Origin of the sequence: Streptomyces sp. NPDC087263, assembly GCF_044744645.1 — a bacterium.
Taxonomy (GTDB): domain Bacteria; phylum Actinomycetota; class Actinomycetes; order Streptomycetales; family Streptomycetaceae; genus Streptomyces.
On record NZ_JBIUYT010000005.1, the window covers coordinates 1 to 16,211 of the forward strand.

Consider the following 16,211-nt stretch of genomic DNA (forward strand, 5'->3'; position numbering starts at 1 on the left):
CCATGAATGCCTTCGACCTGGCCTTCGACGGCCGCCTCACCGCAGGCCAACTCTAGCCACACCAACCCCAGTTACACCGCTCGCTTTACAGACCCTCTTCTCGCAGGTCACGGGTGTGTAAAGGTTAAGGTGATCCCCATTGCCGTTCGGTTGGGCGTCGATGGTCGCCATTCCGAACGGCAGCGGCAGCGCGCTGGTCTTCAAGCGACTGAGAGGGCGGCCGACGACGCCTCGGGCTGCCGGTGTGGGCGGGCCAGGCGGCGGGACATGAGGGTGATGAAGGCCCACTGGATGTGGGCTTCGGCGTGGGACATCAGACGTTCGTAGTCCCTTGCGTCAGGACGGTCCACCCTGACCGTCCGACTCGCCCCGCAATCCGGACAGTTCGCCGTCCGGGCGGCCTGGACCGCCTCGGTCCTCGCCCTCGTGCGCCGCAGCCGACGCCAGTGCCTCGAGCGACAGGCCGACGAACAGAACGCCGCAGCCCTCGCCGACGGCATCAGCGGATCACCGGGCCCCCGGCACAGCCGCGGGTCCGGAATCAGCGTCCGCGACGACGACCAACCGCAGCCGGGCAACTCCGTCCCTGTCCATGCGGCCACCGTACGACCACGCCTGCTCTACCAGTCAGCGCTCGCGGCGCCGGAGGAGTTCGGATACGCCCAGTGTGACCGTTGCCAGAGCGATGGCGACGAGCCAAGCGGGGTGGCTTCCGGCGGCGCCACCACCGGAGATCACCGATGCAGAGAACAGAATCGCGATCGCGCTGACAATGCTGACCAGCCGGAGCCATATGCGGCTCCGTGCCGCGGCAGGCAGCATGGATTGGCGGGGAGTGCTGGGCGAGGGCACACTGCGAGAGTCGGCGCCGAAATACACGAGGCACAGGACGACGGCGACCAGGGTCAGGATGACGCCCAGCCATGGCAATAGCGCGAACGAGACAGCGGCGGCCACCAGTAGGGCGTAATAGGCCGCGATCCGGTAATGATGTCGACGATCCGGGCCTGGCTCAGCTGGTTCCTGGCCGGTGGTGTCTGGGCTGGCGCCGGATGCGGCCAGGCTGCGGGCAGGCGTCGTCTGGTTGTGTGCGGTGGGAGCGGGCAGGCCGGGTCTGGCCGGCCTGATGAGCGGGTGAGGCCAGAAGTCGTTGCCGGAACCAGGCTCCGGTGCCGGCGGCTGCGATGACTGGGGAGCGGGGTCAGGCGGCGTTGCCTGTGGCTCGACGGCTGGTGTAGTGGTCGGTCCGGGCCCGGCGACCGGTCCGAGCGAAGGCTCGGGTGCCGGCGGAAGGACTGTCTGAAGCCGGGCTGCCGCGGCGGCGGACACAAGTCGGCTGTCGTCGTCCACCAGCCGCTGGAGTTCATCGACGGCACGCCCCCGCACGAGATCGTTACCGACCCGGTGCAGGTGGGCGAGCCCGTCTACGGCACCGAGGCGGTCGGTGGCGGTGGGGCTGGCCAACGCATGGCGCAGGTGTGCTGGCAGGGACCAGTTGATGTTCCGGGCGATGATGATGCGGCCCTCGACGTTGTCCTGTTTCTTAGGCCGCTGCTGTGGCATCTCGTCGACGACCCGGTCGTGGACGTAGCCGTAGAGCTCGTCGAGGGTGATGTCGCCGTCGCCGTCGAGGTCCGCACTGCCGTCGCGCAGGCCCTGGACCAGGTAGCGCGTGAACACCGACTGCACCGCCTGGCCGTGCGCCTGATTCCCCTCGAACGAGTACTGCGTCGCGTCCGACGCGGTCAGCACCGTACGGCCGCGGCCCTGGAAGCGCTCCAGCGCGTGCACCGCCGTGTCCGCCTTGGAGATCCTGCCGGCCGGGAACGCGCCGCTGTAGCAGCAGTCGAGGATCAAAACCTTCTGCCGGGAGGCACACCCCTCCATGGCCCGATCGATCTGCTCGGCGGACAGCGCGGTGAACAGCAGGCCGTCGCGGCGGGTGTTGGCCATTGCCAGGTGCAGCCTCCCGTCATCGTCCTTGAGCCCATGGCCCGTGAAGTACAGGAGGGTGAGGTCGTCACGGCGCCGATCGCGGTAGAAGTCGCCGATGGCCTCACCGACGAGGTGATGCGGTTGGTTGACCAGGGTAGTGACCTCGAACCCGGCGATGGCCGGGTCTCTCAGCACCGCGGCGAACGCCTCCGCGTCGTGTGCCGGAGCGGTCAACTGCCGCAGAGCGCTGTCCTGGTACTCGTAGGTGGCGATGAGCATCGCCAGTCGGCGGCCCATCACTGGCTGCCCGTGTGACGATGGATGTACGCGTCGATCAGGTCACGCCTCTCGGCCTCGGACGCCCGCTCCAGTTCGATCGTGTCACCGTCGATGGTCAGCGAGACACGATGCCGGGCGGAGGACCTGGCCAGCCAGTCGCGTACGGTCTCGACAAGCGCGGTGAACACACCACCGGACGCGCTCAGCGCCACGACAACGGCCCCGACAGCGACGGCATCGGCGCCCTTCGCAGCATCAGGAGGCGTGGCGCTGGGGCCAGGACGAACGGATTCGACGTCCAGATCGGCAATCTCGGCCCTCAGACGACGGGCCCCCCGCTCCCCTGCCTCCGGATCCAACTCGGGATCAAGTGCGACGACCAACAGCACTTCCATCGCATTGTCAGCCCACTGGTCCGCTGGGCTTTCCGTCGAAGCGTCGTCATGCATACGTCCACCCCCGTGGTAACTCGTCGCGATGCCGTGTCTCACAGTGTGGCGTCATTCGGCCACAGTTGGCGGTCAGTCGGAACTACTGGCGGAGCCCGGGGGAAGACCCCGTAGTCGACTACTCATCAGCTGGCGCAGCACTGCGACCCCGAGGACGTGCTCATGCCGGACTCAGAGCAGTTCCATACGTTCTTGGCAGGTTGGGATCAGACACAGCTTCTGAGCTTGTTCTTTATGGTCTGAGTCGGTTTCGTTCGATGATGCTCTCGGGTCGTTTCACGGTCTTACCCACGTCGTAGCGGGTGGCTGGCCGCCGGTTCTTCGAGCCAAGTGGCCTTCCTGGTCCGGGAGTTGAGGGTTTCGGCGCACGGGCCGGACAGGCGAGATGTGGGCGGAGGTTTCTGAACCCCCGGCGGACTCTGGCCGGGGTGAGCCGGCCGGGCTCGGCGGGCTTCTCCCACGGCCGCCGCAGGTCGGCGGCGGCCTCGCGCAGAAGGCGGATCTGGGTGTGTGCGGCGATGATCAGCCAGGTCCAGCGCTCACCGGCCTCGGGAGTCCGCAGCTTCGGCCGGGTCCACCCGAGGGTCTGCTTCATCAGCCTGAAATGGTGCTCGATGTCGAACCTTCGCAGGAACGCCTGCCAGCGCACGTCGACGTCCTCGCTGTTCAGGCCAGTGGCGGACGACCAGAGCCAGAGCGGGAGCGGGTCGCCTCCGCCGGGCAGGCGGTCGACCTGTAGACGGATCAGCGTGCCTTCGATGATGGGGAGTTCACCGGTGTGGTCGATCCATGCGGAGCGGGTGGTCAGGCGGGGGTGGAGGCGGTCCCACGCCATCGCGCGGGCGGTGCCGTACCGGTCGGTGACCTGCGTTGTGGCCGCGTCTGGCTCGCCCCAGGTGTCCGGCTTGGCGAAGCGGAACTCCTTGCCGCGCTTCGGCGGACGCCCGCCCTGGGGATAGGCCAGGGTGTACTCCTTGAGCGTGGGCGTCGGCCGTCGCATGACGCGGTCGGAGCGCACCCGTCCCAGTACCTCGACCGGGAGGCCGGTATGGAGGCGGGCCATGCGCGGAGCGTCGTAGCCGGCGTCGAAGACGACGAGGATGTCGCGGTCGCCGAAGTGCCAGCGGCCCATCTCGATCAGGTCCGTGACCACACGGCGGAGCTGGGCGCGGTGATCTCGGCGACATCGTCCTCGGGGCCGAGACGGACGGCGTCCAGGAGCTGGCACCAGGACGTCCGGCCCGATTCGAGGGCGGCGACGAACGAGTACGGCCAGCCGGGGATGAACTGGTCCGAGGACCGTCCGCTGCGGCCGTAGACGTGGCAGAACAGACGGTCGGCGCGTCAGGGCGGAGCCAGTTGCTGACGTCGACCGCCAGGACCAGACGCCCGTCGGCGGCCCGCGGCATCGGCAGCCCGGCCAGCACCTGCCGCAGCCGGGGCACGTTCACGTCCCCGTGGTTCAACGCCTCGTACATCGCTCCGTGCCCGCGCCGGTGCTCGGCCACCAGCGTCAGGTCCACGGGCGAGGTCACCGGACCGTCCGCGCACAGCAACGCGTCCACGAGCTCGAACAGTTCGTCCCCGCGCGCGGTCAGACAGTCGAATAGGTCCTCCCGGAAGCGTGAGCTTGCGCGAACGCCTCCGCCGGAACAGCATCAGGCAGCAGACTCACCTTCACAGACTTCGTACTGGTCAAGTGCCTCTTTGGGCGGAGCACATGATCGTGCGGAGGCCGCCCCCACGTCCGCCGAACAGTGGAAGCAGAAATCAAGTTCGAGTGACGTTCGGACGCTGGTAAGCAGGTCAGGCGGCAACCAGTGAGGCGTGGATCCGGCTGACGGCACGCAGGATCTCGTCTCGGTTCTTCGCCCTCTTGATCCATACCGGAAGACGGGCCACCAAGGTCATCTTCTGTCCGGTGTCGTACCAGGGCGCTCGTTCCCGCAGCGACGCCTGGACGAAACGACGGATCAAGTCGAGATGTTCGAGGTTGTACGCCCACAACCACCCGTGCCGGGTCTCGACCTGGAGCCACAGCGGCATACCGAAGTATGGATCCGTCGCTGGTTGAGCTGTGCCGGCAGAGAGCGTGACAAGGCGGCCGCTCCACACCCGTGACAGTCCGCAGCCATGACAGACCAGGCGCCGCGGCGTGAACAGAATCCGCCCCCCAGGACTGGCGTCTTCGGGCGCCGGAACGACACGGGCGGCCTTCTCACAACCGGGGCACCGCACCATGATCAAGGTGATGAAGTCGTACTCGGTGCTGCGCGGGTCTCGGAACCGAGCAGAGAGCGTGGCCATGCGGTGAGTATGCAACTGCCGTGCAGAACAGCGCATCCCGATTCAACCGCTCATGCTCAGGCCCGCCAGCCACCCTGCCAGGGCCAGACGGAGGTTAAAGAACAAGCTGAGCTTGACTCTGTCGGGGATCTTGGAGTTTGCCGGTGCGGCAGCAGAGCGTGGCTACGTGTCTCTGGAGTTGCCGCCGGTGGGCAGCTCCTGCTCGATCTGCCGCGCCGTCTGCATCAGTTCCAGGGCCTCGCGCCGCAGGTCGCTGGCGCGCTCACGCAGGTGCTTGACGCGCCGGCGCTGCTGGTCTGTGCTGTAGGAGTTGACGTACTGCCCGCGCGGCCCCGTCAGCAGTCCTTCGGCGATCAGCTGGCGCACCGCGGCCGCCGCTTCCTTGGTGAAGATGTCGAACGTCCGGGTGATCTCGAAGCGGGTCATGAACCGTTCGCCGGGTTCGTAGCTGCGGTGGATCGCGGTCCGCATCATTCGGTAGGCGCGCTCGGTCGGGGTCGTGGTGCCGACGCTGTAGAGCCGGTAGTCGGCGTGGAGGGCCACCAGCCCGTCGGCGGCGAGTTTTTTCAGTGCCGAGCGGACCACGGGCGCGGACAGCCGGAGCTCCCGCGCGATCTCGGCCAGGGCGGGCAGATGGGTGCCCGGCTCAGTGCACGACAGCCGCACCCACCGGCGTACCGACTGCACGTCGTCGTCGTTCGCCACCGCGTCGTCCGCGACCGTCATGTCCGTGCTCCCTCTCCCCAATGTGCCGATGCGGGAACCAGCCTGATCGACCGCGTGACGCGGGCGCCACAAGGTTGGCTTCACCAATGAGTCGTGGCCCCACCCAACAACGAGTGTTGGCCCCACTTGCTGATCGTCAGGGCTGGGAGTAACGACGAGAGTTGGCCCCACCTTCAGGCCGCTCTGCCGTCTCCCTCGCGCTGGTCCGACGTGAGAGTCTTTGCTGCTGGAGAAGGGGTGGCGCCATGGCGGAAACGGCAGACCGAGGTGGCCGGACGGTCCTGGAGGCGCTGGAGCGGGGCCAGGTCTGCAAAGGGGTGGTGTCGTCCATCGAGCAGTTCGGCGCCTTCGTCGACATCGGGGGCTTCCATGGACTGGTGAATGGGGCCGAGTTGACCTGGGCTCACCATTTCGACGCGGTGTCAGACATCGTGGAGGTCGGGCAGGAGGTCACCATCGTGGTCCTGGATGTCGATATCGAGCGGGAACGGGCTTCCTTCTCACTGAAGGCACTTTATCCGGATCCACTTGAGGACTTCGCTCGCGTTCAGTTCGGTCGGGTGATTGCGGGCCGTGTGGAAAGGGTCATGAGGTTCGGAGCCTTCGTCCAAGTCCACGAGAATTTTGCGGGACTCGTTCCGATCCAGGAACTTTCAGAGCGCGACGCAGATGAGCCTGAGAGCATCTTTCGGATCGGTGATGAGGTCATGGTTGAAGTTGTCGCCATCAACATGCATAGGCGCCGGATCCTGCTGTCCCTCCGCTCGTGAAGGGTTTATCGACCGATGGCGAGGTGATCAGTGCGGACCGCAGGTCATCCTGTATTCGTCGCCGCCTGCTGGGCACGGGTGTGGGAGAGGCGGTAGGAGTCGGTTCCGGTCTCGATGAAGTTGCTGCCGAAGGTCAGCCGTTACACCATCCCGGCTCCACCGGGTGGGGCCAACCGAGCCTCACCGCCGGGGCCAGTACCCACTGTTAGAGCCACAAGGTTGCGGTGAATTTCGCGAACACGTCCTGCAGACCGAAGATGGGTGGATACCGCGCTGCCGCTCGGGTGTCCAGTACGGTCACGGACCCCACGCCTTGCCCGGCACGGAGAAAATGCGTGCCCGGCCGCTCGGGCAGGGGGCCGCCCCGCAGGAGAAGGTCAGCGCGATCCACACCCTTGCGCAGGACGAAGAGGTTGCCGCCACCGTCACCAGCGACCTGCTTCGACGGCCGACAGTGATCGCCCAGGTCAAACAGGACCTACAAATCCCCTCACCCAGCCCCCTCCCGAGGCGACCGTGACTGTGGCGCCCCGATGGGGATGCGGCAGTCGACCTCCCCAGGCACTTCACCGCATCCCCGACCAGCCTCCGCCCCCTACCCGCCGACCGTCGACCGTCGAACCATTCATGCCCGACGCGTCAAGATCGCACACCGCTTGGACCGCGGCCACAAGGTGGGGACGCAGGTCGTCCGGGAAGGGTTCGCCCTGCACCGTCTCCAGCAGAACCTCCGCGACGTTCCGCACTTTCACATTGGAGTTCTGGGACACCCTCACCATGATCCGCCAGGCCTCCTCGCGCGGGCAGCGGAACACCTTCACCAGCACTCCGCGAGCCATATCGATCGCGGGACGGCTCTCCATGGCCTGCCTGAGCTGCTGAAGCTCCTGCTCCAGCCGCTAGTAGCGGTCGTCCTTCAGCACGCGCCGGCCATCGCAGGCGAGGGCTCGGGCCAACTTCCTGGCCTGCCCGTCCACGTGCAGGTCGACGGCTGAGAATGCCTGCGGGCCGACACCGCGCAGCGGGATGATGGCCACATGTCGGGGCAGCCAAGGGCGTTGATCTGGTTGGGGATCGGGCTCTGCACAGCGGGGGCCGCTGGGTTGCTCGTGGGCGGGGTGCTCAACGTCGCTATGGCAGATCTTTGGGCGAGCGTGGCAGGGGCGCGGCCGGACCGGTCGGCTGGGGGTTCCCTTTCCGGCGGTCACCGCGACGGCTCCGTCGCTTCGGGTGGGAGCATTGGTTCCGTGGCCACCGGCGACAGGGCTTCCGTGACACCTGTCCCGACGATGCCCACTCCTTCGCCGGCACCTCCGGGCGGGTCTGCCACGGCGTCCGGTGAACGGTCTGTCGCGGCGGGCGGTGACATCGGGAACGTATCGACGGGGGACGCATGAGCGGCGATTCCGCAGAGGCGAGCGGCGAGCGGGCCGTTGCTGCGGGTGGTGATATCGGCAGCGTGTCGACCGGTGACTTCGTCACGCAGGTAGCGCGGGCCACCGTCCTGCCTTCCGAGGCCTTGGACTTCAGCAGGCGGGTATTCCATCTGCCGCAGCGAGCAGAGCAGTTCGTCGGGCGCGAGCGAGAACTGCGCCTGCTGGACGCAGCGTTCACCGGCACAGGAGGTGTTGTCGTCCACGCGGTCCATGGACTTGGCGGCATCGGAAAGTCGACGCTGGCCGCGCGCTGGGCAGCCGACCAGGCGGCCGTGTACAACCCTGTGTGGTGGATCACGGCTGAGTCGCCGAGCGAACTGCAGGCCGGACTCGCCGCCTTCGGCAGAGCCCTTCAACCTGCGCTGATCGACGTCCTGACGGATGAAGCTCTTCGAGAGCGCGCGCTCCAGTGGCTTTCCTCCCACGACGGCTGGTTGCTCGTCCTGGACAACGTTTCCGACCCGTCGGACATAGGGTCGTTGTTGGCGCGGGCGCCGGGCGGCCGGTTTCTGATCACCACGCGACTGGGCGCTGCGACGTGGCGGGGGGTCACCAAGACATTGGACCTGGACGTCCTCGAGCTGGGCGAGGCTGTCCAACTGTTCCAACGCATTTACGACGGTCCCGCCGATGGGGTCGAGGACCTGTGTGGCGAAGTGGGTTGTCTGCCATTGGCCCTCGACCAGGCGGCCGCCTATTGCCGAGAAGCGGGGGTTACCCCCAGACGCTATCTCGACCTCCTGGCCCTTCATCCGGCCCAGATGTTCGCTGCCACGGCGGAGGCCGGAGACGCTCAGAGGACCGTGGCCCGGGTTTGGGAGGTCACTCTGGAACGGCTTGACGGGACGCCGGCGGTCGCCCGCATCCTGCGGACTCTTGCGTGGTGGGCGCCCGAGGCAATTCCCAGGGCGTACTTGGACGGATTGGCCGATCCGGTGACGGTGACCGAAGGGATCCGCCGTCTTGCGGCCTACAGCATGATCACACTTCGTGAAGACAGGATCTCGGTGCACCGTTTGGTCCAGGCAATGGCCCGGGCAGCGGGTCGGGAAGAGAGGCGGCGCGAAAGCGACTTCGCGGCGCGAACGCTCGGCGAAGTCCGCCTGGAAGGCCATGCCTGGGACGCAGCCGCGCAGGGTTGGGCAGCCCACGTCGAAACGTTGGCCAGTCGCGTTCCGGCCGAGGACGATACCGAAGAATTGGCGAGCCTGTTCGTCAAGGCCGCGCTGCATCTCGCCGCTCTCAATCCGACGCGTAGCGCGGCTCTGTGCGCGCGGAGCACTACCGCGATCGAACATCTCCGGGGCGCTGACAGTGCTGAGGCCTCCGGCTTACGGCTGCTCACAGGCCTGGCCCAATCATGGCAGGGCGACTTCAAACGAGCGCACCCACTGTTCGAGAGGCAACTCTCGCAGGCGACTCAGCTCTACGGAGAGGATCATCCGACCACGTTCTTGATGCGTTGTCTCACCATCTCGGTTCAGGCGCGCATCGACCCTGCCCGGGCGCGGGCGCGGGCCGAGGAGACCGTTGAACGGGTTGCGCGGACCCTCGGACACGATCATCCCCTGGTGCTCCGTCGCCGCGCGCAGATGAGTGTCCTGCTGCCTGCTGACGTGAAGCCCGACTCTGCGGGGTCTCGGCTCGCGGACGCGGTGGGGCGACTTGGCGAAGATGCCTGGGAACTGATGCCACTGGGTCGCGCATGGCTGACCGAGTTGGAGTCTGATATCGAGTTCGGTCGCGCTGCCACCCTGGTGGCGAAGATGCTGGATCGATGTCAATCGGTTCTGGGCAGCACCGACGCAGTCACTCTCGCCCTCCGTCTCGAGCAGGTCAGTGTGCTGTTCTACGCTGGCGCTGCGGCGCGTGCCCGGATGCTCGTGCCCGGACTCATCGCCGACTGGGCGGAATACATGGGTGACACAGCGAACACCTGGCACCTGATCGAGTACCTCGCCCCGCTCCTCGACCAGACCAACGAGTAAGCCCATTGCCGTCCGGGCGCCCAGCATGGCCTGCATCATGGCGAGAGTGACCAGTTAGGCGTCGGTCAGCAGCGGCACGATGCCTACTGCAGGCCGCCACGGGGCGATATGCGGTGATGCCTTCAGCAGGTCGTCGGTCTTCACGTACAGGGCGGTGGCGAGGGAGTCCAACTCTGTCTTCACACACCGACGTTGGACTCCCTCGTCTAATGCCCGCAGCCGATCCCTTGAAGTCGATCATTCAGGTGGCACGGCTGCTACTGCTCCTTGGTGGAGGGCCGTCGCACCTCGAAGTGGAAGCATCCGTATTCCAGTGCCCTGACGTGTACGAGCACCACGTCCGGATCGTTGAAGGCTGCATCGAAGCCAGTCGTGGCGTCGGCCGGAATCTCCAGAAGACGGCCGCCTGCGATATGGCCCCGGGCGTCATAGCGGCGCACGGTACGCAGGGCTCCCGGCCGAGCGAAGGGGTAGTTCTCGCCGGGGGTGAACCCGCCGCAGTCGTCGGCATGGATGAAGACGGGACCCTGTTCGTCGTACGCGCCCGGATCTGCACCCCTTGTGGCGGCCCAGCGACGCAACGGGGCGTACGAAGCAAGGGCGATCCGCTCGCCGAGTGTGATGGGGCGCAGGCAGCAGCGCAGCGGAGAGCCCACATCGTCGCCGGTCGCGATGTACGGGGCGCAGGGACGGCCCGCGTCGTCGAGAACCCGCAGTTCCTTCAGGGCGGCTGCGTCAACGGGGAGCACGGTGTATCTGGTCACGTGCCCATGCTGAATCGACGTACGGGCGATTGCTGGCAGGAAACGGACGTCACGTTCGTGCGCGCCCACGCATAAGACCCGTGCCCGCGGCCCCGCGTGGGCGATCGCTGGCGCATCGTGTACGGACCACAGCACGGCGCGGACCGAGTTCCGCAGGGCCACGAGACCCTGATCAGGATAGGTGTCGAGCACGGCGCCGGTGCAAGTCGCGGCACATGCCGTGTCCTCCGCACCCGGGCCTCGACCATGAAGCAGAGCCTCGAACGCCAACTTGACGCCCTCGGCGAAGCGGGCATTCCCGAGACGCGGATCTAGGTCGACAAGAAAAGCGGAGCCAGCGTCGATCGCCCCGGCCTGCTCGCCTACGCCCGCCCCGGCGACACCGTTGTGGTCACCCTCGACCGGCTCGGCCGCAAACCTGCGTGAAGTCCTCAACCTCGTCCACGACCTGAACGGCAAGCAGATCGGCGTGCGCTCGCTGGCCGACCCGCTGCCCATCGACACCGACGACGAGGGCAAGGGCCGCATCGCCTTCCTGCTGCTGGCCTGTTCGCCGAGATGGAGCGCACCTTCACCCCCGAACGCGCTGCCCACGCCCGCGCCGTCGCAGAAGCAGCTGGCCGCCGCGTCGGCCGCCCCATAGCCCACGCCTCCGACAAGATCGAGTACACGCGCCTGTTCAAGGACCAGGGCAGCAGCTACGGGGAGATCAGCACCAGGACCAGCATCCCGAAAACCTCCTTGCACCGCTACCCACAGGGGTAGCCGCACCGGAGGTGCTGAGTGGTCAAGGCCGGACGGCGCCTCCACCGTAGGTCGGCGAGCCCCGACGGCCTGCTCTGGTGGTTGCCGCGGTGCGCGCCCTCGGGGCCAGTGCCGCGCGCAGCGCCGGGGCGAGGACGTGGCGGGTCTCCGACGGAGTGAGGGCAGCGGGGGTGGGGAGGGGGTTGAGGTAGCGGGTGTAGATGAGGCCGCCGAGGATCGTCACCACAGCCGTGGCGCGGGCGGTCGCGTCCCAGCCGCCGAGAAATTCAACAAGCCGGGCCAGCAGCTCGCGTTCCAGGTATTCGCGGATCACTTCGGCGGCCTCGTCGCCCTGGGCGGTGAGCTGTAGGAAGTCGGCGTCCTCCCACAGGTCCGTCACCGCGTCGATCAGGCGGTCGGGGAGGGTGGCCGGGTCGCCGCCGAGGACGTCCTCCACCGTCAGCGCATTGGCGCACTGGAACTGCATCACATCCGCGAACAGGCCCTTCTTCGAACCGAAGTGGTACGCGATCAGCGCCGGGTCGACCCCGGCCACCCCGGCGACCGCGCGCACGGTGGTGCGCTGGTAGCCGCGCTCCAGGAACAGCGCACGGGCCGCCGAGACGATCGACTCGCGGGTCGGCGGGTTCCCGCGGGGGCGGCCTCGGGTGCGGGCGGGGGCAGGGGCGGCGTTATTCATCAGCGTTGAGCCTGCGTTTCGTGACCGGCACAGTCAAGGGCGTTCCGGAAGCCACACGAAGGGATGACCCGACCCCATGCGTATCGCAGTCTTCGGCGCCAACGGACCGACCGGCCGCCACCTCACCGACCAGGCCCTCGCCGCCGGCCACGAGGTCGTCGCCGTGACCCGCCGCCCCGGCTCACTCCCCGCACGGCCCGGCCTCGCCGTGGCCGTCGCCGACGCCACCGACCCGGCGGCCGTCGACGCCGCGCTCGGCGGCACGGACGCTGTCCTCTCCACGCTGGGCGCACGCCTCAGCAAGGAGACCATCACCACGTACTCGGCGAGCGCCACGGCCATCACCGGCGCCATGGCCCGCCACGGCATCAAGCGGCTGCTCGCCGTCAGCTCCAACATCGCCGACCCGAACTGGCGCCCCACCGGCGCGCACTTCTTCAACCATGTGCTCGACCCGCTGGTGAACCGACGTCTCGGCCGCACTCTCCACGAGGACATGCGCCGCATGGAGGCCGTGATCCGTCAAACGGGCCTCGACTGGACCCTCGTCCGGCCCTCGGGCCTCTTCGAGCACTCCGTCATCACGGACTACCACACCGCCGAGACCAGCGCCGACGGCGTCTTCACCGCCCGTGCCGACCTCGCCGCAAGCATGCTGCGCGAGCTGGAGGATCGACGGTACGTCCGTACGGCCATGGGCGTCATCACCACGGCCGTGAAGCCGAACATCGTCAAGCTGATCTGGAACGAGGGCGTGAGGAAGAAGTGAGCCGGGCGACCGTCGAACTCCCGGCCGTCACACAGGCGTTCCTCACGCGCCCCCATACGGCCACCCTCACTACTCTCCGCCCCGACGGCTCCCCGCACGTCACCCCTGTCCGCTTCACCTTCGACGCGACCACCGGCATGGTCCGGGTGACCACCCGCGCGGGAGCCCGCAAGGCCCGGAACGTGGTGGCGGGCGGCCCGACGGCCCGTGTCGCGCTCTGCCAGGCGGACGGCTTCCGCTGGGCCACCCTCGAAGGCCGGGCCGCCGTCACCGACGACCCCCCGCGTTTGGCCGAGGCGGTCCGCCGCTACACCGTCCGCTACCGCGCGGCCCCGCCCGCCTCGCTGGACCTGGTCGTCATCGAGGTCGCCGTCGACCGTGTCCTGAGCCTCAACCTCTGAATCCCCGTCCTGAAAGCGAAGTGACACCGCCGTGCCCACCCTTCCCATCCTCGACTCCACCCTCCACTACCGCGAGTCCGGCGACCCCGACGGACTGCCGTTCGTCTTCCTCCACGGCAATCCCACCTCCTCCCATCTGTGGCGGAACGTCCTGCCGGGTGTGGCCGCGCCCGGCCGCCGCCTTCTGGCCCCCGATCTCATCGGCATGGGCGACTCCGGCAAGCCCGACCTCGCCTACTCCTTCGACGACCACGCCCGCTACCTGGACGCCTGGTTCGACGCCCTGGGCCTTGCCGAGGCCGTGCTCGTCGGCCACGACTGGGGCGGCGCGCTCGCCTTCGACCGCGCCGCACGCCTCCCGGGCCACGTCCGCGGCCTCGCCTTCACCGAAACAATCATCAAACCGCTGGTCGGCGACGAATTCCCGGCGGCCGCAAGGGAGTTGTTCACCCTCCTGCGCACCCCCGGGGTGGGCGAGGAGATGATCCTGGAGAAGTCCATGTTCATCGAAAGACTCCCGGACACGCTCGCCACCCCGCTCGACGCTGCCGACCTGGAGGTATACCGCCGCCCCTTCCCGACCCCAAACAGCCGCCGTCCGGTACTGGCGTGGGCGCGCATGATGCCGCTGGACGCCGAGCCCGCCGACATCGTGGCCCGCGTCGAGCACTACGACGCCTGGCTGGCCGCCAGCCCCGAGGTCCCCAAGCTGCTCGCCGCGTTCGAGCCGGGCCCGGGCGCGATGACCGACCAAGGAGCCGTGGCCTGGTGCGAGGAGAACATCGCCGGCCTGGAGGTCTCCCGCCACGGACTCGCAGGCCACCACTCCCCGGAGGACCGCCCCGGGGAACTGGCCGCAGCGATCAACAACTGGGCCGACCGCCACAGGCTGGCGAGCCAGTAGGTGTCCTCGATCACGACGGTGCCGCCCGTCGCGGGGCCGACTGAGCTGCCGCTGACGTGTGTAGGCGCCGCCATCGCCGTCACCATCAAACGCCTCAGCGAACGGGAGCTCTCGGACGCCACCTCCCGGCCAGCTCTTGGAAGCCCCCGCAAGCGTGACGACAACGACGCCATGCCGAATTGACTGCTCGATCAACTCACGGGCGCGTGCAGGTGACTTCGGACATCAGCGCAGCCGCCTCCGAAAGCTGACACTGATCGGGCGTGAGATCCATGCGGGAAGTCTCTCAGAAGTGCCTCGCACAACGCGCAGGTTTTGAGGGGGCTTTCGCGAACGGCGACCTGCGGAAACATGATCACCCGGGGCCGTTCTCAGAACTCTCACAGATGGTCATTTGTGAGAGGCGCGCAGCATCAGCCTGCTGGCCGGGAGGCGTCACGCCGGGAATCATCCGGCGGGAGGTCTCCCGGGCAAGGTCGGTGTCGCCGTCAACGGCTGTTCGCGGGCGCCTCTTTCGAGGTGGCGACCGCACCTGGATCCGTGGAACGTTGCGCCGCCGCGGAGCCTTCCGCGGGCTTGGACCTGGCCAGCCACAGGCCGGTGAACACGGCGGTGGCCAAAGTGACGGCGCCGGCAGCGAGGAAGGCGCTGTTGAGACCGGTCTCGAAGGAGGCGCCGCCGGATTGGCGGGTACGGACGATGGCTCCGAGTACCGCCACGCCGAGCACCGCGCCGATCTGCCGGGTGGTGCTGCTGATACCTGAGGCGAGGCCGCCTTCCTGCGAGCTGACTGCCTGGATGGCGGCTCCCGTCAGAGGGGACATGGTCAGGGCGAAACCGATGCCGACGACTCCCAGCCGCCACCACACGTTCCCGTAGCCGGTGTCGGCGTGCACCATGCCGAGCGCCAGCAGTCCCGGGCCGGCCAGGGCCAGGCCGCTGGTGACCACGATTCGGAACCCGTACCGGGCGGCGAGCCGGCCCGCGTACGGGCTGACGATCACCATGGCGAGGGTTGCCGGCAGGGTCTGCAGGCCGGCGCGCAGGATCGAACTGCCCTGGACGTACACGAAGAACTGGGAGAAGAAGAACGACGAACCCATGAGCGCGAACCCCACCACGACCATGGCGGTGTTGGACACGGTGAACAGCCTCTGCCGGAACAGCCGCAGCGGCAGCATCGGAGTGGAACGACGCGCTTCGACGGCGACGAAGGCGGCGAGGAGGATCACAGCGCCGGTGAAGCTCACCAGGATCACCGGCGACGTCCAGCCGCGGGCACCACCCTCGATCAGCCCATAGGTCAGCGCCCCCACCCCCAGAACGGACAGCACCGTCCCCGGGATGTCGATCGCCGGGGCGCTCGGATTGCGGGCCTCTTCAAGGCTGCGCAGACCGACCAGCAGTAGGACCACGCCGATGGGCAGATTGACCAGGAAGATGGCGGGCCAGCCGAAGGCATCTGTCAGCACGCCGCCGGCCACGGGGCCTGCGGCCAGACCGATTCCGCTGAATCCGGCCCACAGCCCGATCGCCTTGATTCGTTCTTGCGGCACGGGATAGGCGGCGGCGAGCAGGGCGAGCGAGGCAGGGCTCAGCGCCGCGGCCCCGATTCCCTGCAGCACCCGGCCGGCGACCAGCCAGCCGACCGAGGGCGCGAGGCTGCAGAGCACCGACGCGACGGTGAACACCGCCACGCCGGTCAGGTACACCCGCTTGCGGCCGAACCGGTCGGCGAAGACACCGCCGGACAGCAGCAGCATGGCGACCAGCAGTACGTACGCATCGACGATCCATTGCAGACCGGTCAGCTGAGTGTGCAGCCGGTGCTGCATATCGGGCAGCGCTGCTCCAACAATCGTGTTGTCGAGCAGGACCATGAATTGACCCAGGCAGGTCACCGTGAGCAGCACGGTTGGTCGACTGCGTACGGCCACAGGCGATGCAGCCATGGGGATTCCTCTCAATCGGTGGTTGCGCCTCTCCATGGCCGACACGGTCAGCCTCCGGGCGCCCTAAAGCAGTCATTGACTGCGTTA

At 67.9% G+C, this 16,211-nt stretch carries 16 protein-coding genes and 2 pseudogenes; 7 read left to right on the forward strand and 11 right to left on the reverse strand.

Annotated features, from left to right (window positions below; translation table 11 throughout):
- Window positions 1–627: 627 nt before the first annotated feature.
- From ACIPC1_RS17030 to ACIPC1_RS17050, 5 genes and pseudogenes are all read right to left on the reverse strand, one after another.
- On the reverse strand, window positions 628–2,232 hold the full coding sequence (locus ACIPC1_RS17030) for a caspase family protein (RefSeq protein WP_402517681.1): 1,605 nt from the start codon (window positions 2,230–2,232) through the stop codon (window positions 628–630).
- The gene (locus ACIPC1_RS17035) at window positions 2,232–2,663 is read right to left on the reverse strand and encodes a hypothetical protein (RefSeq protein WP_402517682.1); all 432 of its coding nucleotides are present in this window, start codon (window positions 2,661–2,663) and stop codon (window positions 2,232–2,234) included. The genes ACIPC1_RS17030 and ACIPC1_RS17035 overlap by 1 nt, the downstream gene beginning before the upstream one ends.
- Window positions 2,664–2,895: 232 nt before the next feature.
- Window positions 2,896–4,338 (reverse strand): annotated as a pseudogene (locus ACIPC1_RS17040) (NF041680 family putative transposase).
- Between the two features lie 131 nt (window positions 4,339–4,469).
- Entirely contained in the window at window positions 4,470–4,970 is a 501-nt protein-coding gene (locus ACIPC1_RS17045; RefSeq protein ID WP_402517684.1) for a hypothetical protein, read from the reverse strand.
- Between the two features lie 162 nt (window positions 4,971–5,132).
- Window positions 5,133–5,696, reverse strand: coding sequence for a GntR family transcriptional regulator (locus ACIPC1_RS17050; RefSeq protein ID WP_402517687.1), 564 nt, complete (start codon window positions 5,694–5,696; stop codon window positions 5,133–5,135).
- A 245-nt stretch (window positions 5,697–5,941) separates the two neighbouring features.
- Here ACIPC1_RS17050 and ACIPC1_RS17055 point away from each other — a divergent pair, with 245 nt between their 5' ends.
- Together ACIPC1_RS17055 and ACIPC1_RS17060 are read left to right on the forward strand one after the other, a co-directional pair.
- Window positions 5,942–6,466, forward strand: coding sequence for a S1 RNA-binding domain-containing protein (locus tag ACIPC1_RS17055; protein WP_402517689.1), 525 nt, complete (start codon window positions 5,942–5,944; stop codon window positions 6,464–6,466).
- A 331-nt stretch (window positions 6,467–6,797) separates the two neighbouring features.
- Complete coding sequence (locus ACIPC1_RS17060; protein WP_402517690.1) at window positions 6,798–6,986, forward strand: DUF6192 family protein; 189 nt, start codon at window positions 6,798–6,800, stop codon at window positions 6,984–6,986.
- Window positions 6,987–7,032: 46 nt separating this feature from the next.
- Here ACIPC1_RS17060 and ACIPC1_RS17065 read toward each other — a convergent pair whose 3' ends face one another.
- Both ACIPC1_RS17065 and ACIPC1_RS17070 read right to left on the reverse strand, forming a co-directional pair.
- Window positions 7,033–7,362, reverse strand: coding sequence for an ANTAR domain-containing protein (locus ACIPC1_RS17065; RefSeq protein ID WP_402518772.1), 330 nt, complete (start codon window positions 7,360–7,362; stop codon window positions 7,033–7,035).
- A 3-nt stretch (window positions 7,363–7,365) separates the two neighbouring features.
- Entirely contained in the window at window positions 7,366–7,503 is a 138-nt protein-coding gene (locus tag ACIPC1_RS17070; protein WP_402517691.1) for a hypothetical protein, read from the reverse strand.
- Between the two features lie 356 nt (window positions 7,504–7,859).
- On the opposite strand from ACIPC1_RS17070, the gene ACIPC1_RS17075 reads away from it, so the two are divergent.
- Entirely contained in the window at window positions 7,860–9,890 is a 2,031-nt protein-coding gene (locus ACIPC1_RS17075; protein WP_402517692.1) for an NB-ARC domain-containing protein, read from the forward strand.
- A gap of 57 nt (window positions 9,891–9,947) precedes the next feature.
- On the opposite strand, the pseudogene ACIPC1_RS17080 reads toward ACIPC1_RS17075, so the two are convergent.
- Window positions 9,948–10,073: pseudogene (locus tag ACIPC1_RS17080) on the reverse strand (IS982 family transposase); the annotation flags it as partial.
- Between the two features lie 74 nt (window positions 10,074–10,147).
- Window positions 10,148–10,654: a DUF1203 domain-containing protein gene (locus ACIPC1_RS17085; RefSeq protein ID WP_402517694.1), complete on the reverse strand. Its 507-nt coding sequence runs from the start codon at window positions 10,652–10,654 to the stop codon at window positions 10,148–10,150.
- A gap of 385 nt (window positions 10,655–11,039) precedes the next feature.
- Here ACIPC1_RS17085 and ACIPC1_RS17090 point away from each other — a divergent pair, with 385 nt between their 5' ends.
- Entirely contained in the window at window positions 11,040–11,297 is a 258-nt protein-coding gene (locus ACIPC1_RS17090; RefSeq protein WP_402517696.1) for a hypothetical protein, read from the forward strand.
- A 144-nt stretch (window positions 11,298–11,441) separates the two neighbouring features.
- On the opposite strand, the gene ACIPC1_RS17095 is transcribed toward ACIPC1_RS17090, so the two are convergent.
- A complete protein-coding gene (locus tag ACIPC1_RS17095; RefSeq protein ID WP_402517698.1) occupies window positions 11,442–12,098 on the reverse strand; it encodes a TetR/AcrR family transcriptional regulator in 657 nt (218 codons plus the stop codon).
- 76 nt (window positions 12,099–12,174) lie between these two features.
- Here ACIPC1_RS17095 and ACIPC1_RS17100 point away from each other — a divergent pair, with 76 nt between their 5' ends.
- The 3 genes from ACIPC1_RS17100 to ACIPC1_RS17110 are packed head-to-tail and all read left to right on the forward strand — an operon-like array spanning window position 12,175 to window position 14,172.
- On the forward strand, window positions 12,175–12,867 hold the full coding sequence (locus ACIPC1_RS17100; RefSeq protein WP_402517699.1) for an NAD(P)-dependent oxidoreductase: 693 nt from the start codon (window positions 12,175–12,177) through the stop codon (window positions 12,865–12,867).
- A complete protein-coding gene (locus ACIPC1_RS17105) occupies window positions 12,864–13,268 on the forward strand; it encodes a pyridoxamine 5'-phosphate oxidase family protein (protein WP_402517701.1) in 405 nt (134 codons plus the stop codon). Before ACIPC1_RS17100 ends, ACIPC1_RS17105 begins: the two co-directional genes overlap by 4 nt.
- A 31-nt stretch (window positions 13,269–13,299) precedes the next feature.
- On the forward strand, window positions 13,300–14,172 hold the full coding sequence (locus ACIPC1_RS17110; protein ID WP_402517703.1) for a haloalkane dehalogenase: 873 nt from the start codon (window positions 13,300–13,302) through the stop codon (window positions 14,170–14,172).
- A 488-nt stretch (window positions 14,173–14,660) separates the two neighbouring features.
- On the opposite strand, the gene ACIPC1_RS17115 is transcribed toward ACIPC1_RS17110, so the two are convergent.
- On the reverse strand, window positions 14,661–16,124 hold the full coding sequence (locus ACIPC1_RS17115) for an MFS transporter (RefSeq protein WP_402517706.1): 1,464 nt from the start codon (window positions 16,122–16,124) through the stop codon (window positions 14,661–14,663).
- Window positions 16,125–16,211: the final 87 nt, after the last annotated feature.

Bases quoted from the DNA above. Each gene is read 5' to 3' on its own strand.
- ACIPC1_RS17030 (WP_402517681.1), bottom strand. From the start codon at position 2,232: ATGGGCCGCCGACTGGCGATGCTCATCGCCACCTACGAGTACCAGGAC.
- ACIPC1_RS17035 (WP_402517682.1), bottom strand. From the start codon at position 2,663: ATGCATGACGACGCTTCGACGGAAAGCCCAGCGGACCAGTGGGCTGAC.
- ACIPC1_RS17045 (WP_402517684.1), bottom strand. From the start codon at position 4,970: ATGGCCACGCTCTCTGCTCGGTTCCGAGACCCGCGCAGCACCGAGTAC.
- ACIPC1_RS17050 (WP_402517687.1), bottom strand. From the start codon at position 5,696: ATGACGGTCGCGGACGACGCGGTGGCGAACGACGACGACGTGCAGTCG.
- ACIPC1_RS17055 (WP_402517689.1), top strand. From the start codon at position 5,942: ATGGCGGAAACGGCAGACCGAGGTGGCCGGACGGTCCTGGAGGCGCTG.
- ACIPC1_RS17060 (WP_402517690.1), top strand. From the start codon at position 6,798: ATGCGTGCCCGGCCGCTCGGGCAGGGGGCCGCCCCGCAGGAGAAGGTC.
- ACIPC1_RS17075 (WP_402517692.1), top strand. From the start codon at position 7,860: ATGAGCGGCGATTCCGCAGAGGCGAGCGGCGAGCGGGCCGTTGCTGCG.
- ACIPC1_RS17095 (WP_402517698.1), bottom strand. From the start codon at position 12,098: ATGAATAACGCCGCCCCTGCCCCCGCCCGCACCCGAGGCCGCCCCCGC.
- ACIPC1_RS17100 (WP_402517699.1), top strand. From the start codon at position 12,175: ATGCGTATCGCAGTCTTCGGCGCCAACGGACCGACCGGCCGCCACCTC.
- ACIPC1_RS17115 (WP_402517706.1), bottom strand. From the start codon at position 16,124: ATGGCTGCATCGCCTGTGGCCGTACGCAGTCGACCAACCGTGCTGCTC.